Origin of the sequence: Brucella pituitosa (assembly GCF_965577835.1) — a bacterium.
Taxonomy (GTDB): domain Bacteria; phylum Pseudomonadota; class Alphaproteobacteria; order Rhizobiales; family Rhizobiaceae; genus Brucella; species Brucella pituitosa.
This window is the reverse complement of record NZ_OZ264092.1, coordinates 2097776-2122785: the sequence shown is the minus strand read 5'-3', so window position 1 is coordinate 2122785 and position 25010 is coordinate 2097776. Positions and strand designations below refer to the sequence as shown.

The following is a 25010-nucleotide window of genomic DNA, read 5'->3' as shown; positions in this document are numbered from 1 at the left end:
AAAACGCTAAAAAGCTTCAGTTCCCGTTTCCTCTCGTATCACCTTGTCCGTCCGAACGAATGCGATAGCCCATGCCGCGCACAGTTTCGATCAGATCGACGCCCATCTTTTTGCGCAGACGACCAACGAAAACTTCGATCGTGTTGGAATCACGGTCAAAGTCCTGATCATAGAGATGCTCAACCAGCTCCGTCCGCGAAACAACCTCGTCCATATGATGCATGAGATATGAAAGCAGGCGATATTCGTGGGATGTCAGTTTCAACGCAACGCCATCCACACTGGCTTTCGACGTCTTTGTATCAAGATGCAGAGAACCGCAGACCAGTTCCGACGACGCATGGCCGGCAGCTCGACGGATCAATGCGCGCAATCGAGCCAAAACCTCTTCGATATGAAAAGGCTTGGCGACATAATCGTCGGCACCAGCATCAATACCGGCAACCTTATCACTCCAGCGATCACGCGCTGTCAGCATTAGAACCGGCATGGTGCGGCCGCTGCGGCGCCAGCGTTCAACAACACTGATGCCATCCATCTGCGGAAGGCCAATATCGAGGATCACAGCATCGTAAGGTTCGGTATCGCCCAGATGATGGCCCTCTTCGCCATCAAAAGCACTATCAACAACATAGCCCGTGGCAACCATCGCATCCGAGAGCTGCCTGTTCAGGTCCTTGTCGTCTTCAACGATCAGGATACGCAAGTTTGAGGCTCCTCGCGGGGGTGTATTACTGTGCGGGGACGGCTACTTCTACACGGCGCGGGCGTTCGCCATCGCGGCCGGGGACAAGTACCACGATCACACACATGGCGCGGCCATTCTGCGTGGTCGGAGTTGCCTTGGCCAACTGGCCACCCTGTGAGGCAGCCACTTGTTCGCCAACCGCCGCACAATCGCCAGCAGCGACAACCAGAAGATTAGACTTCTGGGGCGTCGCTATTGGCAAGGCACCGGCATCAACCGGCAACAGACCAATGCTAACGGCCAGAAGCGCGAAAATTTTGAGAGCAGGGTTCTGTTTCATCATGTCCCTTTTATAGCGCCTTTCAGCTGAACGATGCATGAACAATCGTCCCCGCTTATAGGCACAAAGGAATTTGGGCCTGTAAAACAGCTCCAATCAGAAAACCCTGAGTGGCGCCATTCTAAACTATTGTTTTTATGCATAATATTATCCGGGACATCCGTCAACATTCCGGAACTATGCCACTTTTCAAAACTTTGCTATCACGCTTTATAAAATTATGAAATGCGCGAAGTTGCCCCTATGCGACCAAAAACAGCAATAAGGCCAGCGATGCCGGTCGCAAGTTGCAGCAATACATCAGTTAAAGCGCCCTGATCGACCGTATCGCTGATAAGGCCAAAAGCGCCAACCAACGATAAAAACAGAGCGACCAATCCAGCCCAAACAGTACGAGACAGATACCAAGGCTTATCTTCAGCCATTAGATTTCCTTTCTGATTTTCACAAAATATTTGAAATATCGAGCGTAGCGAAATCACCAGCTCCAGTTTTTGCACTCACCATCGCAACGCGAATCTGGAATTCTTTTGTGTCTAGTTCAGCAAGACGTTCCGAAACCGGATAAATCCAGGACGCGGTTTGCACCTTTGCACTGCGCACAAGTGCATCGGACTGCCAGATTTCCACCTGATAGGCTTCACGCTCTTCCCCAAGCGGAATATCCTCACCCATCCAGCTATCAGCATCGATCCGCCCACGCCTGATCCAGTGAACCGACAAATCACCATTGGCGAGTTGTTCGGTCCTAAGATGTACCGGGCTTAAAGGCTTCAGGGCTTGCAAGCCGCCGACTGCCTTCACGGTATCGAAGAACTCATCCGAGAACGATTTGCCTGCCGCCCCTATGCGCCAGTTCAGCTCAAACCCGATTTCGGAAGCTAGCAGACCAATGTCCTGCACCCCACCGTCAAGCAATACAAACGGGGTCCCGACTGGCTTCTCAATGAGGCTTGCTGTTTCCGTACCAAGCTGTCCGCGTAAAAGCCTGCTCAATCGCCAGCGGTTTTGTCCAATCTCTTCTGCTTCGAGAAACTGAAAAACTTCCCATTCTCCATTGGGGGATTTTAGAAATGCCGTATTGGCCCCGTTCAATATCTGAGTAAGTGGCTTTGATCCCAGTTCGCCTGAGTAAAGTACAAGCTCTATCGCATTCCCGTCGATCAAACGTCCGCTCGGAGCTCCTATAAGCGGCCTTGTCAGTTCACCCATTACAGCGCGTTCACCGATCAAGCTGCGTTCAGCAAAACCATCGTCGGATGGTGACGCGTAAGCCGCGACACCGCGCCATGGCTTCGCATGACACGCAACGCGGAACTGACCAGCGGGGGCTTCCGCACTCGGCCAAAGCGGCAGATCTATGAGGTGAAAAATCGGCTTCATATCTGAGGCCGGTTTTCCCGGTGGAAACTTTGGAGTTTCACCTTTGTCTGCAAACACGACATTCGGTGCAAGGGCGACGGCTTTGACAGCCCGTACTTCGCCATCTTCCAGCGCCGATACGATATAGTCGCGCCCGCCTCCCAGCAATTCAAGCCGGACACGGTCGCCCACGTGAAGTGCAGCCTCAGACCACGGCAAAGAGAAACTTGCCGTTCGTCGTTCAGCATAGCGGCGCGCCATCCAGCTTTCGGCAAGGGCAGTTGCCTGCCCTGTTTCCATCGAGCCAGATAGGCTGAGGCTTTCAGTGCCCTGACCTGTATCGCGACGCACGGATGCGCCGACAACCTGAAAGTCGCGCAGCGGATCATTACAGTATAGCTCGGCCACGGAAGGCAGATCGCCCTGATCTTCGAGAACAGAGTTCAGCGCTTCGCCATCCTGTGGCTCGACCAGCATATGCGCCACATCGAGCGCAGGAGCTGCACGGGTGATACTCCGAAACACAAACCGGCCTGCCTGCTCAAACCCATGCACGCCAAACACATTCATCAGCGGTTCCAGAACACCGCGTGCTGTTGACGGTTCCGAAATAACAAACCCGGTGAGATGCCCATCCGCAGCAGTACAATCCGCTTCAGGCAATTCAAAATCGGCCAGTATGGCAGCAATCAGTTCATCAAGCGAAACTCCACTGACGCGACCGTTAAGCCAGTGACCGAGGCGCCAGTTTGGCGTATCGCCCCACACGTCGCCTTTCAGTGGAAACTCCGGAAACGGTCGCGTATCCCAGGACCACAAATAAATGCGATCCATGTCCAACATCGACCCGCCATAGACAGTTGAAACCGGATTGTTTCCCGGCCAGTGCTTGAAATGTGCGCGCAGGAACCGGTCCATACCGATATCGGCGCGTGAGCCGTTCGAGAAATATGGCGTCGCATTTTCCGACGATTTGGGATCAGGAAAAACATTGGGCTGGTTCGGACCTTTGTCTACTGCCGGGCATCCAAGTTCTGTAAACCAAATTGGCTTGGATTGCGGCACCCAAACTGTCGGTGCAGCAACCTCTGTCCCATCAATGCGGTTATAATGCGGATTGCTCCACCAGGCGCGAATATCCTTGTAGCGATAGACCCACGGTTTGCCAGCAAGCCCATCGCTAATCGGTGTACGAACACGCGCGACACGGTCTTCGCTGCTCGCGTAATACCAGTCAAAGCCCTCCCCCGTTTCTACGCTCGCTGTCAAACCATCGAGGTCATAAGGGCTTTCGAACCGATCAGGGTTCCCGCCATCGAAATCACTATCCCGCCAATCGGCAAGCGGCATATAATTGTCGATGCCTACTGCATCCACTGCAGAGTGTGACCATAGCGGATCGAGATTGAAAAACAGATCGCCGCTGCCATCCTGTGCCTGATATCCAAAATATTCAGTCCAGTCGGCACCGTAGGTTATGCTGCAGGCACTGCCCAGCTTCACCCGCATCTCCGTGGCCAGCGCGCAAAGATACGTGACGAAAGGAAAATTTTCGCGGCTGTCACGGATGCTGGTAAGGCCGCGTAATTCTGAACCAAGCAAAAAGGCATCGACACCGCCAGCCTGCACCACCAGATTTGCACAGTGATTCAAGAAACGCCTGTAACCCCATGTTCCGTTGACGAAAGCTGAGACCTGATTTCCTGCTTCGGCTGTCTTGTCTGGAGAACCAGCAACACCGATTGCGGGATGGCAGGTGATACGTCCGCGCCATGGATAGACGGATTGTCCAACACCACCATAAGGCGACGGCAACCGATTGTCGGCAGGCACGTCCATCATGATGAACGGATAAAGCGTAACCTTAAGACCGCGCGCTTTCGCGTCACGAATAGCGTCGATTACGCTCTGATCGGAAGGGGTTCCGCCATAAGCCGCACCGTCACCACTGGTCGAAATAAGATGTGCATCAGCACGAGTGACATTTTCAACCTTCCAGGTCTGGCTTGAGGACAATGTGCTCTGATGCGTGACACCTGGGCGAATACTGCACGCACCAGCCCTCAGATCATTACCAAACCATGGTAGAACAATTGCCACATGGCGTAGGTTCGGGCACAGCATCTGCAACTCGTCCATGGCGACCGTCCAATCGCTGCGCCCGCGCCTTGCATTGCGGTTGATCGTGCGGCTTTCACCCGGAAAAGGCCTATCTTTGACCGGACTTGGCGACAGGCCGAACTCGGTGGAGCCCGGAATGAGCGCCACAGCACGGACATCGCGCGCCACCTTGCCTACCGGCCGCATGACCTCGAACTGGAATTGTGGCAGACGGTTTCCATACACATCGAGCGGAATACGTTCAAACACCACATAAGCAGTGCCGCGATAGGCAGGCGCGTTGCCTGTTCCCTGCTTGGCCTCAATCAAGGGATCAGGCTGTTGTTCCTGCGTACCGCGATAGATGCGCATGTCAATGTCAGTGAGATCAAGTTCCTGACCATCAGCCCAGACACGACGGATGCCAGCGATTTCACCTTCAGCAACGGCATAGGCTGCATTGCCGAAATAGCTGTAACTAGTCACTTTCGGACCACCTTTGCCGCCTTGGCGTTCGGTGGTTTTCTTTTCTTCAAACCGCGTCGCCCAGATCAACGTGCCTGAAAGCCGCGCTGTGCCGTAGACAAAGGGAAGTGCGGCACCTTCTTCTGCTGTTGCCAGGCGACCACCATTGAGGCGCGCACCTTCCATATGGCGGGTGGAATTGATGATCGCCGTATCGATGGCATAGCCGCCCATAGCGCCCAGACCAGCACCGATCGCTGCCCCCACAGGGCCAAAAATGCCGCCAACAGCAGCACCAACCGCTTGCAGAACGATAGTCGCCATTGTTTACACTTTCGCTTCAGGGAAGATAAAGACCCCGGCAATCCGCTTGCGCCATTGCGGCACCAGCGCGGAAGCCATCACGTGATGACCTTCATAGGCATGGATAAAGCGGTTCTCTCTCGTCATGATGCCAAGATGCTTCGCCGCAACATCGGCGCGCCAGCGGAAGATGAGCAAGTCACCCGGCTGGGGATTACCGCTGATGCGTGATCTCATATGCCTTTGCGCCGCTTCCATAAGCAGATCGCTGGAAGCGGCCTCCGCCCAGTCAGGTGCATAAGCCCCCGGATGTTCTGGCTCATTGCCATAAAGCGCCCGCCAGATACCGCGTACCAGCCCCAGACAATCACAGCTCACGCCACGCATCGATGCGCCGTGGCGATAGGGCGTACCTATCCAGATTTCGGCTTCAGTCAAAACTCTCTCGGCAACCATCATGGCACCAATGCACTTCCGTCATATTCATTGCCACCGCTGACGTAGGCGAAGGCTGCGTCATTACCGGGAAGATGCGGAAAGCCTTGAAAATTGGTGCCATTTGCGAATTTTGCTTTGCAGGTTGCAAAGCTTTTGTCGCAACCAGCGGTGATGCGAAACGTGTCGCCGGTTTCCACCGGCAGAACGAGAGATTCAATCAAACGCAGACTGTTACCATTCTGTCCCAGAACTCGAATTGCTTTTCCCGAGCTTTTCCCGCTTGTCCAAACAAGCAACCCTTCGGCAAACCAACCACTTGCAAAACCCTCAAGTCCAGCCACCGCCAGCATCAATCCATCAGCAACTGTTACCGATCCAGAAGCAGCGAACCGAGGATCGCTTTGGTTCACACCACAGCGTTTATCGCCCAAAACAGCATTGCACTGACGCAGAACCCGGCGGCCGCAAACGGCATCGAAAGCAGCCGCAGCGCCTTTCAACTCCATGACAAATCGGCCACCGGATCGGCTGATCGTGCCAACGGTCCAGCGGCGCAGAAGCATGTACTGTTCAGGGCTTGTCCAATTGACCAGATAGTTTTCGATGACCGCTCCGTCGTAACGGCCCTGCTCAATATCAATGTCGCTGATGCGGGCAGAAGACAAAGCACCTTCGACTTCGCCGCCCGCAACAGACAGCCCGAGTGGTGTCGTGGCTTCGCTACTGTTCAGACCCGTCAGCGGCTCGCAGGCAATTCCATCCAGAAACAAGTCACGATCATGGTCTGTGAAACCAAGCACAACCCCATCCGAACGTCTTATAAGCCAGGCAAAGCAATGGGTTGTGACTTCACCCTTCAAATGTGATTCAAGCGCTGCCGGAACAGGGATCATATCTTGACCTCGACAATCGGAATGGAAGGGATTTCGCCTGCTTGAAACGACGCAATGCTGGCCATCAGCCTGTCTGTATCGAAGCGTACTGGCACATCGAAGAGAAAGCCCGCCGTCACGACGGCGCCTACGGCAGGCCGATAATCAGGCATGAAAGTAACGTTACCGTTGGCACTGTCGAGCGTGAACGCCTCGCCTTCTGCAAGTCGCACACCGTTGACGCCAATCAGTACCGATCCATCAACCGGCCGTGTAATCGGACGATCATAAGCTTCGTAGCGTTTGATGAGCTGGAACTTAACACTTGCTCCGTCGCCTATTCCAATCTGTTGATCGAATGGCGACGGCGCTGCGCTGCCCGCAGCGGATGAAAAATCGAATGAGTCGCGGAAACGAAAACTATGGAGTGAACCATGCCGGGCCTCGAAGAAGGCAAGCACGGCTTTCAAATCGTCAAGCGAACGCAATCCCGTGCCTGCATCAAAATGGCGTCGGGAATGTGCCCAGCGGGCGTTACGCTTTTCCATGCCGGATGTGAGCGTAACGATTTCATTGCGCCATTCCGGCCCTCCGGTTGCGCCGAAGGAAACCCCGAGTGGAAAACGGACATCGTGAAAAGCTTCCATCTCAAAGTCTCCGCGCGCCGCGGCGCACGGCACCTGCCAGCATGGTCGAAAGCTGCGCTTCGGATTTGCGGAAAGAGGATGCATCGGGTGAAGACATATTGAAGACGACCTGCACAGGTTTGCCAGCATTGCCACCTGTTGCAACTCCAAGCCTGCCGTCTGCACCACGCGCGAGCGGCAGGATGGCTTCTGCACCTGCTTCCCCGGTTAGGCCCAGCGAACCATTGCCCATGCCAAAGTAAGTCGGACTGGAAACCACGCCGCCTTTGGCAAATGGCATGATGCCACGGATACCCGTCATCATGCCCGACATCAGCGACGAGCCCAAACTTTGTAATGGCTGGAGACCAGCCGATAGTGCTGAGCCTGCCAGATTGCTTGCGAGGCCGCGCAGCACATCTTCCAGTCCTTTACCGGATACAATAGCGCTTTTTAGTGCCGTCGTGAGGTTGGAGCCGAAGCTCGACGAGCGCTTTTCAAGATCGGTCAATGCGCGATCGAACGCGCTCGTGTCCGCTTCAACAGAAACGGTTACGGTTTCATCTGTCATTTAAATTACCTGTCGGGAAAAGCGTGCATGAGCGCATCAAGCGTCGCACGCGAAGGAGCATAGCTGTCGCGCGACACGGGTCCGAGGGCCGCTGCAAATTCGCGTGGGGTCATTGCCCAGAAATCTCTTGAGGAAAGCCGCAGCAAACCAAATCCTGCCCGCATAACCTCATCCCATGGAAAAGGCTTCTGTGAAGGATCTGATTCAACTGCGGCACTCAAGGGTTTGACGTGGAATCGCTTTCCGGCTTTTCAGCGCTTCCGAATGTGGCAGTCAGAAGTGATGAAACGATATATGCGAACCCGGCTGCACCGCCTTCAGCCCGCATTTCTGCAACATCGTCATAGCTCACATTATGACCGCCACCGCGCAGGCCCGCGCAAATGATGCGCTGCATATCATGGGCGGCAAGTCGTCCTGTCGAAAAGCGTGCAATAAGGTCTGAGAGATTATCTGCTTCAAATGCCGCTTCCAGCTCGGCAAGCGCGCCAAGAGTAAGGCAGAGTGTCCAATCGCGGCCGTCCAGTTTTGCCGCAACCTCACCACGATGGCGATTGACCATCATAGAGCCTCTCCAAATGCAATCAGCCCCGCCGATTCCAGTGCGATCTCGAAAGTCACTTCAGCATCGTGATTGCCGCCATATTCAAGTGCCACAATCTGAAACGGTCCCGTAATGGTGCCGAAATCCGGCAACACGACCTGCCAGTTGGGGATCTCTCCATTAAAGAAGAGGCTACGGATCAATGCATCCGATGCCGCGTCCTTGAAAATACCTGATCCACTAACCGAAGCGCGCTGCACACCGCTTCCAGCCAGTAACTGCCGCCAGCGGCCAGCTGCATCGGCGTCCGTTACGTCCACTGTTTCGGCATTGAAAGCGATGCGTTTGGTGCGCAAACCCGCACAAGTTTCAAACGCATTTTCACCAGCTGCGATTTTCAGCAAGATATCCTTGCCGCGTTGAGCTGCCATTTATTGATCCTTGAATTGTGCGTTTCCAGCGAAAATGAAAAACGGGTTTGCGTCTGGAAACGCGTAATAACTAACGATTAGAACGGGTCCGCTCCAAGTATTTGTTTTTGAGCGCACCTTGTCCGAAAGCCGCTTCACACTTTTCTGGATGCGAATTAATCAGCGGGTTCAGTCACTGCGCGATAGCGCATGGTGCCGAGATAACTGCCGAACCCATCGGTGTTACGTGCCAAAACTTCCGTCAGCATGAGATTGATGACCTTATGCCCATCCACTTCAAGCGGCTCCTCATCGAGCCGCGTGGCAATGCGCCCGGCGATATCAAGCACACGCTTGCGTCCTGCCTCGCGCGCCCATATCTGGATATTGAGAAAATGTTCGCCTCCCGGCTCACTTGCCGTACTCCAGTCCTTGCTAAGTGTTTCACCCAACGTGACATAGGGGAAAGGCGTTTTAGGTGGCACGTGATCATAAACGTGCTCGCCACCAAGAGTTTCAATAAGCTCGTCGTCGTTCTTCAAGGCCTCATAAAGTGCTTTCTGCAATGCGCTCGCGCCATTCTTCATTTTGATCCCCGCTCGTTTTCTGATTGTCACCTCGGGTGTCCAAACGCCCGACGGCAATATCCTCCCGCACAGCTGCCTGCCTGAAACGCAGCGCCCGGATGAGACCTTCGAAGGTCAGTTTCATGGTGAGGTTCAACGCCCCTCCTCCACTGCAAGACAAATGAGGTAGCGTCCGCTTTCATCCGGATCGTGTACTGAACGCAGCACAAATATGCGTCCGCCCTTACGCAAACGCTGATCGGATGAAATGTCCGCGCGATAACGCACCAGAATGCGATGCGTTATTTCTGGGCGTGGGCGGATGCCAAAATCTCTCTGGTTGCTCGATACGGGTTCGATGCGCCCCCATACCGATGCAATTTCCGACCAGGTTTCACGATAACCGCCCATACCATCTGCAATCGGATGCATGGTTTCCAAGGCCAGCTCGGCTGTGAGCTGGCCTGGATCAATAAACAGCACATTGTTCATAGGGATATGCGTCGCCAGCTATCCACCATCTGACCGACCATCGGCGGAAGTTCCGCCTGCTTGCTGTCGAGGCCAGCGCGGTTTTCATATAGGTGTGCAGTCAGAGTGAGTATCGCCTGTTTGATCGCGTCCGGCACTTCAACGCCGGTCTCGCCAAACCCGGCAATGAAATCCACCTCAAGACCGCAGAAAGACTGCGCGTCTGGATATTGTGCCATATAAACGCGTTGAGGTCGTCGGCCATGCTGAAGCATAAACTCTTCCGGTTCCATGCTGATGGCACTTCCATCCGGTTGATAGGCAACCACAGCAGTCACCGCCTTAGCCGGATACTTAAATAGAGCCAGACGCCCTGAACGCGGCCAGCGATCCACGCGCAAACGCCATGTCTGGTCGATAAGTGCCAACCCCGTTTCGGCTTCAACAAGCTCACGGGCCGTCTTGATGAGACGCCGCAGAATGTCGTCTTCGCTTTCAGTAGAAATTCGCAAAAATGCGCGCGCGTCGGCAACCGTCACCGGCTCGAGCGCCGGTGGCGTGACAAGAAACATTGTCATTTATTTTCCCCTTAAAATAACTCTCAAATCAGACAGTTACACATGACACCCCAGAAAAAGATTCAACGTGTTCGCGAACTGAATCTAGCTGCCAAAATCGGCAGGGTTTCCCCGAAAAGGACTGTAAAAAATGACAGCAAAACCGCTGTCGTATGCGTTTTTAAGCTGCAAATTTCAGAAGCTTGATCGCATCGAAGTCCTGCACACCACCACCCACACGCTTGGTGGTGTAGAACAGCACATATGGCTTGGCGGAATATGGATCGCGCAAAACACGCAAACCAATACGATCCACAACCAGATAACCACGCTCGAAATCGCCAAAAGCAATCGGAGTACTGTCGGCTGCAATGTCCGGCATATGCTCAGCTTCAACAAGACCAAATCCCATGAGTGATGCCTTCTCGCCGACAGCTGCAGGTGGCTGCCAGAGATAATTACCGTCAGCATCTTTGAGCTTGCGCAGCACGCTCTGGGTCTTGCGGTTCATGACAAAATTTGCGTTCTGTCGATAACCGGCTTTCAGCGCATAGATGAGTTCGATGAGCTTATCGGATGGATTCGAAGCAGGTAGCGCACCATCAACACCAGTTGCGATGTGACCAATTTTGCCCCATGCCCAGCTTGCATCCTCGACAGTATCGTAGCTCAGGAAACCCATCGGCTTGTTCACACCGTTACCGGTGATGAAAGCAGCGCCTTCCTGTTCAGCAAAAGCTGCTTCCACTTCCTCAGCAATCCACTGTTCCACATTGACTGCAGCATCATCGAGCAACGATGAGGTTGCCGCTGGCATTGCGTAGATTTCCATAGTGGGGAACTGGAGTTCCGCAAGCTTTGCCGATGCAGTCTGTGGACGTGCATCGGTTTCACCGACCCAGCCCGTGGCAGGACCGCTCACCGAGAATGGCTTTTTCAGAACGGCGCCCGAAACCTGACGTACGCTGGAGATGCCACGGATAGGAGAAAGCACAGCCAGCCTGCGACCAATTTCCATTTCAAGTTCCGCCGGGACAAGATAACCGCCATCAGGTCCGGAAGCATAGGAATGCGCTTTCAGCTCAATGCCGCGCAGCGCCTGTTCATCGCCCCGACGAACATAGCCATCGAAAGCCTGTTTATGTTCGACGTTGGCCACAGGCATATTCTTGCCCATTGGCGGGCGCGCAGTTTTCAGCACATATTGATCCAGAGCCTGCTTCTGTTCATCAAGAGCGCGGTTGATGCGATCAACCTTCTCGCGCAAAAGCACATCGACATCAGCACTTTTTTCGACCTTCTTCAGGCGTTCATCATTGGCTTCGCGGAAGGCCGAAAATGCTGTCATAAATTCATCGAAAGCTTCCGACACATCGCCGTCATTGCTAAGGTTTGAGCCAAGCGCCTTCGTTTCCACGCTCTTGGTTTCGAGCGGGATTGCATTGATATTTTTCATATTGTTCCTGTTTATTTAAAAGACATCATCTTGCAGGCGGCGCGCATACGCTGTGCGAGGCCTGCATTGTCTGACTGGATGGCTTCCCGCCCGTCCCTGCCGTGAAAAGCTGCAAGTGCTGCATAGCCTTTTGCTATCACCGTACGTGCAGAAGAACGGCTCAGCCCCGCATCCCGCGTGAGCCAGCGTTCAAACTGTCTGACTGTTGGCAATTCAGCCTTCAGATTATTAATTCGCGCCTGTGGCAGCATCGGAAACGTGACCACTGAGATTTCCCAGAGATCCGCTTCAACAATGTGACGTAAGCCGGTGCGCGCATCCTTGCGTGCCTTGATCGTTCGGAACCCAATGGACAGCCCATCAAGTCCGCCCGCGCGCATCAGCTCCAGAGCTTCGCGTGCCCGCGCAACGCCTTTAGCAAGCCTACCCTCGACATACAGCCCACGTGCATCTTCACGAATATCCGTCCACACGCCTATAGGTTCGGCAGCATCATGTTGCCAGAGCATACGCACGCCGGATGACTTTCGAGATGAAAGCGACTTCGCAAATGCGCCCTTTTCGATAACGTCATTGCCCAGATCAGGCAGACCAAAGACACTGGCATAACCCGAGAAGCTGCCGTCAATTTCAACCTCTTCCAGCGCAAGAGAGGCACGCTTTGTTTCAAGCCTGAATTCAGATTTTGCCATTCCTGCTCCTCTCAGAAAATGGAATTCCGGGAAGCGTTGACTGCTTGGCTCGTTCAGCAAAGCGCTTGAGAATGCCGAGTACTGACCAAGCGGCAAGGCTTGCAGCAGTCGATCCCATCAGCATCAGTTCCGCACGGCCAAGAAGGGTCTGTAGCGACAACGTTTCGGCAATTTTCACCCCTGCCGCGCCGCCAAAAACCATGCCGCATATGATACCGACTGCAAAACGGATTGCCGCCTCGCGCTTGCCGTTTGGCAGCATATAGGCCAGCGAGACTGCAGAACCTGCCACTGCACCGGCGATTTTTGCGAACCACACCAATGTCGCATCCGAAGTCAGAACGGTTTCGCTCAGATTGCTCATGGCGTTCTCCTTTCTGCACGCGGCTGATAACCAACCGCATCGCGTTTTTCATCGTCACTCAGGAACGAAGCCTCCGAGACACGCCGCCACAAGGACTCGCGCTCAAGGGAGAGCCCCTCAATCCGGTCTGAATCATGCTCAAGTCTGAGGTCATCACCAAACAGCGGCCCAAGCCAACAGCCCAGCGCTTTGGCGGTGCGGTTGATCAGCGGCAACACGGTCAGGCGGTAGAAGGCACGATTGGCTTCTGCATAATTGGCGTAAGTATTGTCGCCCGGAATGCCGAGCAGCATCGGCGGCACGCCAAAAGCCAGTGTGATGTCACGTGCAGCTCCATTTTTCGCCTCGATGAAATCCATGTCCTGTGGACTGTAGCCCATGGCCTTCCAATCGAGCCCGCCTTCAAGAAGCAATGGTCGTCCCGCGCCTGATGCACCCGTATAACCTTCCTCCAGTTCCACCTTCAGCCGCTCGAACTGCTCTTCCGTCAGATTGCCGCCGTCTTTTGGCGCATACACAAGAGCACCAGAAGGACGTGCGGAATTATCCAGCAATGCCTTGTTCCAGGCGCCGGCCGCATTGTGAATATCGAGCGCCATAAGAGCTGCTTCCAGCGGCGGAAATCCATAGTGATCGTCCAGCGGATGGAACAATTTGAGGTGCAGCCCGGAAGGGGCTGATCCAGAAAGCGATACGGCTCTGCTTGCGTTGCCCGAACGATAGACCAGCGATTGCGGCCAGCCATCGCTCGATGTTTCAAGTGTTACCCGTTCTGGCCGCAAAAGATGCAACTCCATGCGACCACTCGGCAAATCAACACGCTCCACATAGGCATTGCCGGAAATCAGCAGATGCCCGTAAAGCCTCTCGAAGAAACTGCTTCCATCCAGACCGCCCTGCGGCCTCACAATGAGATCCAGCAACGGATGTGTCTCATGTTCGGCGGTTCCTTCATAAAGCAGCAAAGGCACATTGCTCGCCGCTTCCGCGATCAGTCGCACACAGCGGTGCGCCACCGGATTGCGCATAAACCCCTCGCGGGCGAGCGATGTATAATCCCGCGCAATCCACGAAGGCCCACGTTCCATATGCAAGGCCACAAAGCCGTTCGCCATCTTGGTCTGCCGCCCGTCGTAAGAATGCAAAGGCTCATTCGCGGCACTTCTGCGCCACGGCCAGTTCCACGCCATATATTGGCTCTCCAATTTATCTGAATGTTTAGAGCGCGTTTCGATTTGATTAAATCAGACCGGCGCTCTAAACCCTTTTATTTTAAGCATAATCTTATTGATCCTCGTTTCACTCCGGTCGGATTATGCTCTAACCAAAGCGGCGGATACGCGGCTTTCGGTCTGCACCAAGCATCAACTCGCCCAAAGCCCAGACCAGCGCGTCAAGACGATCCGGCGAGCGCCCGCTCGATAGACCTTCGGGCGCAAAATCACACATCTCATCTTCAAGCGCCGGAAATCGTCCGGCATGCCAAACGCGGTCTTGCTCATAAAGCGCCGCGACCGGCTCAGCACGCAGCCACTTGCCACGCGATGCCCTCCGCATCAGGACGGGCACAGAGGCGTCTTCTGCCGAAAGAACAGCCGCAACCATCTCGCCCCCCTGATTGACTTCGGCCAAAATCGCATCAGCCTCAAAGCTGTGATAGAGCGCAATAGCGCGGCGCGCCCACTGATGCGGCTTGGCCATCGACATGCTTTCATCAGCAAGCACATGGCCAATGCCATTTTCATCGATACCGGCAACCACTATTCCACAGGCATCCGACGATTTGCCCGATGAAGCGGGCGGATCAACGGCTACCAGAATACGCACAAGCTGCGGTGCCTCCGGTTCGAAACATTGTTCGATCCGCTCCCTCGACCACAAAGCACCGGCGCGTTCTTCAATCAACTCGCCATCGAGCTCTTGTCGCCCAAGCCGCGTGCCGGCATAACGCTGATTGATGGCCTGCATGAAACCATCGGCCAGATTGCTGGCATTTTCCGATGTCCGCATATGTGTCATTGCAACTGAATCGTCAGTCATCAGCGTTTTCAGCAACGGCACCGCACGTGGCGTCGTCGTCACAACCTGACGAGGAAAATCGCCCAGTCGCAAGCCAAACTGCAACATGTCCCATGTGGCTTGCGGGTTCTTCCATTTCGCCAGTTCATCGCACCATGCGGCATCAAATTGCGGACCACGCAAACCATCCGGGTCTTCAGAGGAATAGAGTGACGCCACAGCGCCATTATCCCAGAGGAGCCGTCGCCGCGTCGTTTCATAGCGTGGCCGACTGGCACGTGAGACAGACAGAATACCCGATGGACCGTCCACCATCACCTCACGTGCATCGGCAAAGGTCTCACCGACAAGTGCGATATGTCCACACGCTCGCGTCGCGAAAGGCGCAAGTCCCAGCGCCATGCCAGACACCCACTCAGCGCCTGCCCTTGTCTTGCCAGAACCGCGGCCACCGAGAATTAACCAGACCCGCCAGTCGCCCGATGGCGGCAATTGCGCGTCACGCGCCTCAATCAGCCATTCGCATTCCGCCGCCATTATCTGTTGTTGCGTCAAGCCCTCGCCCCAAGATTTCCCGCGCGCGCCTTTGTGCAAGTTCGTCAATTCTCCTGTCTATGTGTGCTAAAGCCCGCCTAATTTCACTCAGGCTCACCACCGCGCCAGTTTCGCGACATTGCTCGGATGGAGCTGTTTCGGAAGCGAGTTCGCCGACAGTCTTAACAGCCTTGGCCAGCGCCATCAGCGCTTCAGCCTTGCTCTTGTCCGGCAGTTCATCACCATCGATCAGCTTATTCAGTTCCGACTGCAAACGCTGAAGAGCGCTTTCTGAACTTGAGGGCTTGTTGTTATCTTGATCATCCAAACCGAGACGCCGGATACGAATGCGATAGGTTTTCTCGGAGAGCCCCATCATCTGCGCGACGTCCGCGCTTGCTATATCGTGTTTTGTTTGCAGGCGAAAAGCCAGCCTGACCCGCGCCTCGCGACGCTCGTCAATTTTTCGCGTTTTCAAAAAGCTTTGCCCAATATGCTTTGCAGTAAACTTGGACCCCTTTTACGCAAAACCCCGAAAGCAATTTGCTTCCGGGGTTTTGCGTTGCCGATAAAGCCGGGGGTATCGAGGCTGTTATCAGCGTCAGCCACACTTTCTTGACTGTATCTAATTGATAGCAAACCACCGTTACACCGTCAAGGACTATTTTCCTAATTCTGATTTTTTTCCCAAAAGTTTTATGAATTTCGTTTACTAATTAACGTGAGTTCTCGCTTATTAATCTGTTATGATTAAAGGGCAGGTTTTGCTCGTCTCCCAATTCTCACGGTGCCGAAGTAGAGTTTATGCGTAAAACGGCGAAAAAAGATCCTGAAGAGCAAAAGCGCAAACCATTCCGGGTTTCGCGTTTGATTGGCTTTGATGCCTGGATCGATTCCGGCCTCTATAATCTTCGTTTTTATGCCGGGGAGTGGTGGGAGAATATCACCATCTTCTCTCGCCGCTTTCGTGTAAGGGGCTTCCGGCGCCTCGTCGTAGAAGTTCTTGATGAAGGCTTTACACTCGGCGTCATTGGTTCTGTGATCATGCTGGCACTTGCCATGCCCGCATTTGAGGAAACCAAGAAAGATTGGCGCGCACAGGACGATTATGCGGTTACATTTCTCGACCGCTACGGCAACGAACTTGGCCAACGTGGTATTCTGCACCGACAGGCAGTACCTATTGATGAACTTCCAGATCATGTCATCAAGGCCGTGCTTGGCACAGAAGACCGCCGTTTCTTTGATCATTACGGCATTGACGTCTGGGGTCTAAGCCGTGCACTGAGCCAGAACCTCCGTGCCAATGGTGTGGTTCAGGGCGGCTCGACACTCACGCAACAGTTGGCCAAAAACCTATTTCTTTCCAACGAGCGAACCCTCGAACGGAAGATCAAGGAAGCGTTTCTCGCTCTATGGCTTGAAAGCAATCTTACCAAGAAAGAGATACTCCAGCTTTACCTGGACCGCGCCTATATGGGCGGCGGCACCTTTGGGATAGCGGCGGCATCCGAGTTTTATTTCGGTAAGAATATCAAGGATGTGAACCTTGCCGAAGCTGCAATGCTGGCAGGCCTGTTCAAAGCGCCCGCCAAATTCGCACCGCATGTTAATCTCCCCGCCGCGCGTGCCCGCGCAAATGTTGTGCTTTCCAACATGGTGGAGAGTGGCTTCATGAGTGATGGCCAGGTCGCGGTTGCGCGCCGCAATCCTGCAAGTGTGATCGACCGCGCCAAGAACGAAAGTCCCGATTATTTCCTCGACTGGGCTTTTGAAGAAGTGAAAAAGGTTGCAGGAAAACTGCCGCAACACACACTCACCGTGCGCACGACACTCGACCGCAACCTTCAGAAGGCTGCAGAAGAATCGCTTGAGTATCATCTCCGCCAGCACGGCAAGGAATATAACGTTTCCGAAGCTGCAACGGTTGTGATCGCAAATGACGGATCGGTACGCGCGCTTGTCGGCGGACGCGACTACGGCGAAAGCCAGTTCAATCGTGCGACCAAGGCGCTGCGTCAGGCGGGATCGTCCTTCAAGCCCTATGTTTATGCAGCAGCAATGGAAAAGGGCCTGACGCCCAATACAATTGTTTCCGACGCACCTATCAGTTGGGGCAATTGGTCTCCCCGCAACTACGGTCGCAGTTTCGCCGGTCGCGTTGATTTGACAACCGCACTGGTGCGTTCACTGAATTCAGTGCCTGTCAGGCTTGCGCGCGATCATCTGACCACGGCCCCTATCGTGGCACTGACCAAAGCCATGGGCGTGGAATCGCCGATTTCGTCGCACAAAACGATGGTACTTGGCACATCGGAAATGACCGTGATGGATCAGGCAACGGGCTTCAATGTGTTCCCGAACGGCGGCATGGCTGGCAATCGCCACGCATTCACGCAAATCATTTCGTCGGAGGGTAAGGTTCTGTGGGATTTCACGCGCGACGCACCCAAGCCCCATCGCGCTCTGTCTGAAAAAGCTGCTTTCGAGATGAACTCTATGCTGGTGCAGGTTCCTGAACGCGGCACTGCTCGCCGTGCGGCGCTGCCAATGACACGCGTGGGCGGCAAGACCGGCACAACGCAGAATTATCGCGATGCCTGGTTTGTCGGTTTTACAGGCAATTTCACTGCTGCTGTCTGGTTTGGCAATGACAATTTTACCCCGATGAAAGAACTGACCGGTGGTGTCCTGCCCGCCATGGCCTGGCAACGAATGATGAGCTATGCGCATCAGAATATTGAACTGAAGCCGATACCGGGCATTACGCCCGCCTTCCCGGCTCCTGCAAAAACGACAGAGCCTAAAATTGCGTCTAAGGACAAGCCCGATGAAATGATGGTAGCGCCACCGCGAGTTCTCTCACCGGTGGCCACGAAAGCGCTCAAGGAGCTTAACGACAAATTCCGTAACGCACCGCCTGTTCCGGCCCTTGCCGGACGCACCAAGGTGTCGGTACTTTGAGCATAGAGCACATCCCGAAAAGTTGGCACCGGTTTTCGGAACAAGATGTGCGCAAAAACAAAGAGATAGAGCATTTCTAATGACCAAACTTAAACCAGAAACGCTTAGGGTCTGTGGGAAGTTAGGTTTTGAGCGTGGCGTGAGACGGATTTTGTTTCTGAACAGGAGAGCAGGACGCCATGGAGTGTATCTCCACAAGGGCTGTTCGACGTATTCAGAGAGAAAATCCGCCACGTCCTGAAGGGATATGGATGAAAATGGCCCAGCTTCGCGTCGCAAAACCTCGATGGAGAACCACTCCACCCTCGGCTTTGCTCCTAAACCTGTGTCATTTTCATCCATACCACGCTTCAAAACTAATTCTCCACAGACCCTAGAATGCTGAAAACAATTCTCAAAGTCTTGACGGTATTGGCTATTGCGCTTGGCGGCGGCATATGGGCAACCGATTACACACTCGACCATTTTGACGGCTTCGGCGAATTACAGCTCGGAGCATGGAATGCCTATCCGGCCTCTGGCACAATCGACGCTGACCCTTATTCCAAGGCGCGAGCTGCACGCAAAGCCTATCTCGCGCTGGGGGCTGCAGAAGGGCTTCCCTTTTACGCACGCCGCGATAGCAACGGACGCGAACTTAAACGCGGATGCAGCTACCGTCTGAGCGGTTTCACACCGTCGGCGCGTTTCTGGACCCTTTATCCGGCCAATTCCAATCTGGAACCGATCACACCGCGTGTGGGCCTACAGCCAGCACTTCATTCACGTGAAGTGCTTTATGAAAGCGACGGCAGCGTGCAAGTCACCGTAGGGCCGAGTGCCCGCCCCGACAACTGGCTTCCTGTCGAAGGAAGCGGTAATTTTGTGTTGGTCATGACACTCTACGATACACCGGCTGCAAGCTCTTCCGGACTGGTCGATCTCGTCATGCCACGTATTGTGCCTGTCACAACTGTGGAGGCGTGCCGTGGCTAAACTCGTCCGCCTGTTGCTTCTTGGTCTGGTTGGTGCCGCAATCGTGCATATCGCCGTTCTGCTGCTCGTCCCGTTTTATTCAAGCAAAAATGCCTGGTCGCATCTGGAAGCCTTGGGTGATGGCTATCGCTTTCATTATCTTTCCGAGAAATCGGGACTTGTAAGCGATCAGGATCCGCTGATGGAACAGGCAGCATGCCGCTTTGATCTCACGGATGGTCCGGTACATATCACAGCAAAAGGCAATCCGCCTTTCTGGTCGCTGTCTATTTATGCACCCAATGGCGATAATCTTTATAGCATCAACGACAATGTATCGCATGATCGCGAACTCGATCTGATCGTTGCTGATCCGATCGGCATTGCAGCTCTTCGCGCCGAGGGCGTACAGAACGACGGTCGCTCCATCATTATCGAGCAGGACATCAGCGAGGCCGCAGTTGTCCTGCGAAGTTTCGTTCCAGACGCAAGCTGGCAGCAGCAGGTGAAGAACTTCCTCAGCCAAGCCAACTGTCTGCCGTATGAAGCGAGTTAACCACCTGCAAAACAGACACTTTCTTACTCACGGTTAATAAGTTGCTAAGGCTTCATACCTATTATCCAATCTGCCGACATGCGGCAGGCCGCGTTAATAGTTTTAGCCTACCGGAGTACCTTGCGTGACAAACGATCAGTTCCGCATCCTGGAAGAGATTTCAGGTAATCGGAACCAATCAAAATCAAGAGCTGATGGTAGCAAAGCAGACGACCTTCTGGTCGCTGCAATAGCTGCGTTTGCCTCGATCACGCGTCCCGGACGTCAGGAAGCTCATCAGCTTGAAGACCTGACATTTCCGCTGCTTGAGCGTGCAACCATGCGCGGCAAACGGCAAGCTGCCCATGCAATTGCGCAGATCGAAGAAGCACCGCGCCGTCTTGTCCTGTCGCTCGCAAACGAACCCGTTGAGATTTCGGCCCCTATTCTTCTGCGTTCTCCGGTTCTCAGGTCAGAAGATCTCGTCGAGACTATCGGTAAGAACGGCCTTGCCCATGCCCGCGCCATCGCGCGCAGGCAGTCTGACGACCCAATATTAAAAGGCGTGCTGCAAAGCTTCGCTGATCCAGCAATTGATCGCTTGTTGGCATTACAGGAAAATCTTGCTGGTCTTGAAACCGATATGCCCAGCACATCGGCGGATCTGAGCAACAACGAAAATCCGAATAATGACTTACCCCAGCAGCCGTCTTTTTTCGGCACAAGTGCGCTGTCGGGCCCCGAACACCTTATCGACACAGCACTTTTGATTGATGATCAGATTTTCCGCACAGCATTGGCCGATTCACTGGACGTATCGTTTGAACGTGCAGACCGCATTATCGGCCAATGGCCAGAATCGCATCTGCCGATAGCCTTACGTGCACTCGGCCTATCAGCCGCCGAATGCTTCATGACCATGTCCGCAATTCTGGGCCCCGTTGCAGCGGACCGCCATAGCCTGCGAGAATTCATTCAGATCTATCGTTCTATCGACCGCGAGAAAGCGATGATGCTTGTGCGGCGCTGGAAAGCTGATGACATGTCGAAACTACTGCGCAGCAAACTGCGCGAGATGATAACTGCTGCGGATGAAAACCCGGCAACGCTGCGTTCGAGCCTATAAACTATCCGGTGTAACTAAAAACAGGCTCGCCGGGTCGGCAACATCTTCCAACTCAATTAACCACAGATCAGGATCAAAGCGGACTTCGCGCTCCATACGCTCACTTGCTTTGATATCCTCGACATCATGGAGGATACGCAAAAACATGCGCTCTCCATCGGTATTTTCTTCATAGGACGTTTGCGGAGCTGGTGAGTATAGGTCGTAGGTGCCGAAGCGCGAGCTGAGCTTGATGAAGATCGCACCTGCTTCTTTAGCACCACGACGGGCGAGATAAGCAAAGCCGCCCTCTCCCTGTACTTTACGGATCAATGCCGAAACCCAGAAATCCGATGTCAGGCGCATGGTTCACCTTGGATCAACTTATGAGCCCGATTTCACGCATTTTGGAGATCAATGCAGCGTCAACTTCGCCGGTTACCCGCAAGTTGAACAGTTTCTGGAACTCGCGAATGGCATCCTGTGTGGATTTACCCGGAACACCGTCAACACTCACCATTTCATTGCCAAAAGCCTTCAGGCCAGCCTGCACACGCACGATGTCCTGTGAGGAGATATTCGCCTGCTGCTGCACTGCTGGTGCTGCCGCTGTTTGCTTCTTTTCCTGTGCTGGCTTGCGTTCCAGCGAAGCAAGATCGGGCGCACGCTTTGCCATTTTGTCGGCTTTCAAGACAGCAGGCTCAGGGCGGGGCGACGGTACGGCCAAGTCGATCACCTTGGCCACGTCGTCTTCAGTTGTCGCCTGCGTTGCACCATTTTGTGCCGGAACGCCAACCTTCTTCTGAAGAGTCTGCCAACGGTCGATAGCCTCACGGGTTTGAGGACCTGTGAAGCCATCAACTGCGCCTTGGTAGATGCCGAGTGTCAACAGCCTTTGTTGCAGCCGTGCGATCTCAATATCGGCATTGGGCGCAAGCGCTGGCAGCATCTCATCGATAGAACCTGTAACTTGCAACCGATCCGGAGACAATTCTGCGACTTCCGTCTGCGATTGCGGCGGTGTGGTCTCAGGCGTTTCTGTGCTTGCAGTTTTCGTTAGCGATTCTTGAGGTTTATCTACTTCAGCCGTGCCGGGCAGAACTGCGCGCGGCGTTGCCTTGAAGACGAAGTCTGCACGTGTTTTGAAGAAGACTGCATTATGTGCTTCGGGTTGATACCAGAGTGCGTTGGCCGAAACAAAGCCCAACACCACGGCAAACGCTGTTGCACCGCCCGTTAGGACGGGATTGCGTACAATGAAATCGCCAGCGAAAATCGCCAGCGCGGAAGCCGAGCTGAAAAAGAATTTGAGCAGGCGGCGGCCGAGACTATGCTGTTTTGCGGGTTTGCGCATCGATCCGCTCTGGGCCTTGTTCCCGGTCTTCGTCTTTCTGCCACTCATTATTCCGTTCTCCCTGGTGACGGTGCATGTCAATCACCGTGCCAAGCTGCTGTTGATCTTCTGCTCCCAAAAAATCCTGTTCGAACAGTTTTTGCGGACCCGCCACTGGCAAGTGAACGGTTACGACCGTTCCTTCGCCCACACAGCTTTTAATTTGCATTGTGCCCTGGTGCAGTTCCACCAAGCCCTTGACCACTGACAGGCCAAGACCAGTCCCCTCTTGCGCGCGTGTATAGTTATTGTCGGCCCGCACGAAAGGCGATCCAATGCGCTGCATGTCTTCTGGCTCGATACCAATACCAGTATCGGAAACGATAATTTCGAGCTGAGGCCGGCCATCGACCATCACGCGCGCCGCATCGATAGTGACGCAACCGCCCGATTCCGTGAACTTTACCGCATTGGCTGTGAGGTTGAGCAAAATCTGCTGCACTGCGCGACGGTCGGCCACCACTTCTCCCGCAGTCGCATTCACACGATGGCAAAGCGCAAGGCCCTTCTTTTCAGCTTGCGGGAGCATGACTGCGGCACACATTTCAGCCGCGTCGCGGAAAATGAAACTCTGTGGTTCAATGCGATAAGTGCCAGTTTCAAGCCGCGAATTATCAAGCACTGAGTTCACCAGCTCCAGCAGATAATGGCCCGACTTATGAATAAGACCTGCATATTCGCGCTGCTTTTCATTCTGCAGCTGGCATCCCATTTCATGCGACAGCATATCTGAAAAGCCGATGATCGAGTTTAACGGCGTGCGCAGTTCATGGCTCACAGTTGCAAGCAGACGACCTTTGCCGATACGCTCGGCTTCAAGCTGCGCCTTCAGCGCATTAATTTCTTCGATGAGCTTCTGTTCACCCTCAAGCGAGCGCCCAACAAGTGTGATGACGCCATTGACGGCAAGACCTTCCATGCGGAAAGCGAGGAAAACTGGATTGCCATTTTCAAGCGTACGCAGGCGGATATTTGCCGGACGTGCAGAAGGACCCGAACGCAAGTCTGCAAGAAGCGATAAATATTCTACCCGATCAGCGACATGAACGCGGTCAATCAATGCAATGCCTTCACACATCTTAGGCTCTACGCCAAGAAGTGCTGCCGACTGTGTATCAATCTCGGTGATGACACCCTCAAAATCCATTGAGAGCTGAACATCGCCCTTTGCAACCACGGGCTTTTGCTGTGCGAGCGGTTTCGATGCAACAGCACTTTTAATTGTGAAGCTACGAGCAACGAGGCTTGCCACGTAAAGCATCAAGACGATCAGCGACGCCAATGATCCACCAGCAACTGAAGTACCGCTTGTCAGTGCAAAAGCGCTCAAAACCAAGCCTGCAAGCGCCACACCTGCAAACGTTGCCAAGGGCTTGCGGCTTACGAACCAGACCTCAAGAGGCAAGGCTGCAGCCATCACCCAAAGAGCGATAGTGCTGGTGCTCGCAAATATACCAATCGTGGCAAGACCCGCGCCATAGATCGCGAAATTTGATGTTCCAAGAGCAGTGGCGCTCAAGCCCATCAGGCTCAAAGCACAGAAAATCATCGCAGCGCCGGCGAAACTGGCACCGAGCACAGCAAGTGCTGCAAAATCTGTCGTAACACCAGAAGCGAGCACGGCGGCAAACAGGAGAACCGGAACGAGCATGAACGAGCCAACAACCCGAATCGCAGATGCATCCGACTGCTCGGTCCAGCGCTGGCAAAAACGTTCGTGAAAACGCGCAAGCACCTGCACCTTCGTGCCTACGGTCTGTGCTACGTTTAAAAGAATGGCGTTCAACTTGCCTTACCCACTCAATACTCGTGCGGCTTATCCATCAGGGATCTGCCTGTTGACGCTAGAATTGCAGGTGAGGCTTTAAAGAAACGATAAAGCGAGAGCATCTTGAACGTCTCTATGCAGAATCTGACAGATCGGAGCCCGAGTTTTTCCGCTATGGTAAACAGATGGTGGATATCGACACGCTGGAGGCTCTCTCGCGCCTATGACAACCGCTCCTGACAGGCTCTAACCACTTGGTTACGGAATCTTTTCAAATTGAGAGGACAATGATCCCACCAATCCCGGCCAACAAACCCCGAGCGTAATGATCCGTTTTCTCATCAAATCCGCAATCTGGCTGTCGCTGGCATTCATGGTAATGCCGCACTTCTTTCCTGCGGACGAAAAAACAACGCCTCAAAAGGCTTCGGTTCAGGCCAAAGGCGAGCCCGACTCCGTTGATCAGCTATTGGCCAATGGCAAAACAGCGTTGGAAATCGGCAAGCTCTGTGTAAACAACCCTTCGTTCTGTGAGAACGGAACATCATTTCTTTCCAGCGCCGCAAGTGGAATGCTCGAACGTAGCGGCGGCATACTCGAATATCTGAGCGACCGTTTCGGCACAAAACAGCAATCATCTGATCCAGTTGTGCCCATTGTCGCGAAACAAGAGCTGCCAGCCGAGCCGACATCAAGCTCGTCACACATTGTTCCGATTCCCACACCGCGCTCAGTGGCACTGCGTACGCTTAAAGCGGTTCCAGCTAAGATTGAATCGTCGGAACCGCTCTAACTATTATTCCTAAGCATTATCGAACCAGCGCAATTCCTACAAAGAACTAACGGTTTTCCGTGACGTTTGCGGCTTTTGTCACTATATAGGCCGCATATACCAAATGGATTTCGGGCAAGT

The 25010-nt window shown here is 54.0% G+C and carries 29 protein-coding genes; 5 read left to right on the top strand and 24 right to left on the bottom strand.

All coding sequences use genetic code 11. The features are described 5' to 3' along the window. Positions 1–16: 16 nt before the first annotated feature. The 21 genes from ACSME1_RS10235 to ACSME1_RS10135 all read right to left on the bottom strand — a co-directional run bounded on the left by ACSME1_RS10235 (position 17) and on the right by ACSME1_RS10135 (position 15856). Complete coding sequence (locus ACSME1_RS10235) at positions 17–706, bottom strand: response regulator transcription factor (protein ID WP_024897289.1); 690 nt, start codon at positions 704–706, stop codon at positions 17–19. A 25-nt stretch (positions 707–731) separates the two neighbouring features. Then, complete coding sequence (locus ACSME1_RS10230; RefSeq protein ID WP_024897288.1) at positions 732–1028, bottom strand: hypothetical protein; 297 nt, start codon at positions 1026–1028, stop codon at positions 732–734. Between the two features lie 218 nt (positions 1029–1246). Next, on the bottom strand, positions 1247–1453 hold the full coding sequence (locus tag ACSME1_RS10225) for a hypothetical protein (RefSeq protein ID WP_024897287.1): 207 nt from the start codon (positions 1451–1453) through the stop codon (positions 1247–1249). Between the two features lie 19 nt (positions 1454–1472). After that, positions 1473–5279, bottom strand: coding sequence for a baseplate multidomain protein megatron (locus ACSME1_RS10220; RefSeq protein ID WP_105534767.1), 3807 nt, complete (start codon positions 5277–5279; stop codon positions 1473–1475). 3 nt (positions 5280–5282) lie between these two features. Continuing rightward, positions 5283–5717, bottom strand: a complete 435-nt coding sequence (locus tag ACSME1_RS10215; RefSeq protein ID WP_024897285.1) for an NlpC/P60 family protein — start codon at positions 5715–5717, stop codon at positions 5283–5285. Continuing rightward, complete coding sequence (locus ACSME1_RS10210) at positions 5714–6589, bottom strand: DUF2163 domain-containing protein (RefSeq protein ID WP_024897284.1); 876 nt, start codon at positions 6587–6589, stop codon at positions 5714–5716. Before ACSME1_RS10210 ends, ACSME1_RS10215 begins: the two co-directional genes overlap by 4 nt. Continuing rightward, the gene (locus ACSME1_RS10205) at positions 6586–7215 is read right to left on the bottom strand and encodes a DUF2460 domain-containing protein (RefSeq protein ID WP_024897283.1); all 630 of its coding nucleotides are present in this window, start codon (positions 7213–7215) and stop codon (positions 6586–6588) included. Before ACSME1_RS10205 ends, ACSME1_RS10210 begins: the two co-directional genes overlap by 4 nt. Position 7216: 1 nt before the next feature. Then, the gene (locus ACSME1_RS10200) at positions 7217–7765 is read right to left on the bottom strand and encodes a phage tail tape measure protein (RefSeq protein WP_024897282.1); all 549 of its coding nucleotides are present in this window, start codon (positions 7763–7765) and stop codon (positions 7217–7219) included. A gap of 5 nt (positions 7766–7770) precedes the next feature. Next, the gene (locus ACSME1_RS10195) at positions 7771–7986 is read right to left on the bottom strand and encodes a rcc01693 family protein (RefSeq protein ID WP_024897281.1); all 216 of its coding nucleotides are present in this window, start codon (positions 7984–7986) and stop codon (positions 7771–7773) included. After that, the gene (locus tag ACSME1_RS10190) at positions 7983–8330 is read right to left on the bottom strand and encodes a gene transfer agent family protein (RefSeq protein ID WP_024897280.1); all 348 of its coding nucleotides are present in this window, start codon (positions 8328–8330) and stop codon (positions 7983–7985) included. The genes ACSME1_RS10195 and ACSME1_RS10190 overlap by 4 nt, the downstream gene beginning before the upstream one ends. Further along, positions 8327–8740 (bottom strand): phage major tail protein, TP901-1 family, encoded by a 414-nt coding sequence (locus ACSME1_RS10185; protein ID WP_105534766.1) that lies wholly within the window; start codon positions 8738–8740, stop codon positions 8327–8329. Before ACSME1_RS10185 ends, ACSME1_RS10190 begins: the two co-directional genes overlap by 4 nt. A 155-nt stretch (positions 8741–8895) precedes the next feature. Further along, positions 8896–9306: a DUF3168 domain-containing protein gene (locus tag ACSME1_RS10180; protein WP_024897278.1), complete on the bottom strand. Its 411-nt coding sequence runs from the start codon at positions 9304–9306 to the stop codon at positions 8896–8898. After that, on the bottom strand, positions 9266–9442 hold the full coding sequence (locus tag ACSME1_RS10175) for a hypothetical protein (RefSeq protein ID WP_161662543.1): 177 nt from the start codon (positions 9440–9442) through the stop codon (positions 9266–9268). The genes ACSME1_RS10180 and ACSME1_RS10175 overlap by 41 nt, the downstream gene beginning before the upstream one ends. Then, complete coding sequence (locus tag ACSME1_RS10170) at positions 9439–9777, bottom strand: phage head closure protein (protein WP_024897277.1); 339 nt, start codon at positions 9775–9777, stop codon at positions 9439–9441. The genes ACSME1_RS10175 and ACSME1_RS10170 overlap by 4 nt, the downstream gene beginning before the upstream one ends. Then, a complete protein-coding gene (locus tag ACSME1_RS10165; protein WP_105534765.1) occupies positions 9774–10334 on the bottom strand; it encodes a head-tail connector protein in 561 nt (186 codons plus the stop codon). The genes ACSME1_RS10170 and ACSME1_RS10165 overlap by 4 nt, the downstream gene beginning before the upstream one ends. Positions 10335–10494: 160 nt before the next feature. Further along, positions 10495–11769 (bottom strand): phage major capsid protein, encoded by a 1275-nt coding sequence (locus tag ACSME1_RS10160; RefSeq protein WP_024897275.1) that lies wholly within the window; start codon positions 11767–11769, stop codon positions 10495–10497. An 11-nt stretch (positions 11770–11780) separates the two neighbouring features. After that, complete coding sequence (locus ACSME1_RS10155; protein WP_024897274.1) at positions 11781–12461, bottom strand: HK97 family phage prohead protease; 681 nt, start codon at positions 12459–12461, stop codon at positions 11781–11783. After that, complete coding sequence (locus ACSME1_RS10150; protein ID WP_024897273.1) at positions 12448–12825, bottom strand: DUF6107 family protein; 378 nt, start codon at positions 12823–12825, stop codon at positions 12448–12450. Before ACSME1_RS10150 ends, ACSME1_RS10155 begins: the two co-directional genes overlap by 14 nt. Continuing rightward, the gene (locus ACSME1_RS10145) at positions 12822–14015 is read right to left on the bottom strand and encodes a phage portal protein (RefSeq protein WP_024897272.1); all 1194 of its coding nucleotides are present in this window, start codon (positions 14013–14015) and stop codon (positions 12822–12824) included. The genes ACSME1_RS10150 and ACSME1_RS10145 overlap by 4 nt, the downstream gene beginning before the upstream one ends. 130 nt (positions 14016–14145) lie before the next feature. Then, positions 14146–15381, bottom strand: coding sequence for a DNA-packaging protein (locus ACSME1_RS10140; RefSeq protein ID WP_024897271.1), 1236 nt, complete (start codon positions 15379–15381; stop codon positions 14146–14148). Further along, positions 15353–15856 carry a hypothetical protein gene (locus tag ACSME1_RS10135; RefSeq protein ID WP_105705289.1) on the bottom strand — a complete coding sequence of 168 codons (504 nt, stop codon included), beginning with the start codon at positions 15854–15856 and terminating at the stop codon, positions 15353–15355. The genes ACSME1_RS10140 and ACSME1_RS10135 overlap by 29 nt, the downstream gene beginning before the upstream one ends. Positions 15857–16182: 326 nt before the next feature. Between ACSME1_RS10135 and ACSME1_RS10130 the strand changes: the two genes are divergently transcribed. From ACSME1_RS10130 to ACSME1_RS10115, 4 genes are all read left to right on the top strand, one after another. After that, positions 16183–18342 (top strand): penicillin-binding protein 1A, encoded by a 2160-nt coding sequence (locus ACSME1_RS10130; RefSeq protein ID WP_105705291.1) that lies wholly within the window; start codon positions 16183–16185, stop codon positions 18340–18342. Between the two features lie 378 nt (positions 18343–18720). Next, positions 18721–19317: a DUF1214 domain-containing protein gene (locus ACSME1_RS10125; protein WP_024897268.1), complete on the top strand. Its 597-nt coding sequence runs from the start codon at positions 18721–18723 to the stop codon at positions 19315–19317. After that, complete coding sequence (locus ACSME1_RS10120; RefSeq protein ID WP_024897267.1) at positions 19310–19852, top strand: DUF1254 domain-containing protein; 543 nt, start codon at positions 19310–19312, stop codon at positions 19850–19852. Before ACSME1_RS10125 ends, ACSME1_RS10120 begins: the two co-directional genes overlap by 8 nt. 124 nt (positions 19853–19976) lie before the next feature. Further along, complete coding sequence (locus ACSME1_RS10115; protein ID WP_024897266.1) at positions 19977–20957, top strand: DUF2336 domain-containing protein; 981 nt, start codon at positions 19977–19979, stop codon at positions 20955–20957. Here ACSME1_RS10115 and ACSME1_RS10110 read toward each other — a convergent pair. Genes ACSME1_RS10110 through ACSME1_RS10100 form a run of 3 tightly spaced genes read right to left on the bottom strand, consistent with a single transcriptional unit; the run spans position 20952 to position 24115 of the window. Beyond that, on the bottom strand, positions 20952–21302 hold the full coding sequence (locus ACSME1_RS10110; protein WP_024897265.1) for a DUF1491 family protein: 351 nt from the start codon (positions 21300–21302) through the stop codon (positions 20952–20954). The two genes, ACSME1_RS10115 and ACSME1_RS10110, sit on opposite strands and share 6 nt — an antisense overlap. Positions 21303–21315: 13 nt before the next feature. Further along, a complete protein-coding gene (locus ACSME1_RS10105) occupies positions 21316–22290 on the bottom strand; it encodes a peptidoglycan-binding domain-containing protein (protein ID WP_024897264.1) in 975 nt (324 codons plus the stop codon). Next, the gene (locus tag ACSME1_RS10100) at positions 22265–24115 is read right to left on the bottom strand and encodes a sensor histidine kinase (protein WP_105705293.1); all 1851 of its coding nucleotides are present in this window, start codon (positions 24113–24115) and stop codon (positions 22265–22267) included. Before ACSME1_RS10100 ends, ACSME1_RS10105 begins: the two co-directional genes overlap by 26 nt. A gap of 307 nt (positions 24116–24422) precedes the next feature. Between ACSME1_RS10100 and ACSME1_RS10095 the strand changes: the two genes are divergently transcribed. Beyond that, positions 24423–24890: a hypothetical protein gene (locus ACSME1_RS10095; protein WP_024897262.1), complete on the top strand. Its 468-nt coding sequence runs from the start codon at positions 24423–24425 to the stop codon at positions 24888–24890. Positions 24891–25010 lie beyond the last annotated feature (120 nt).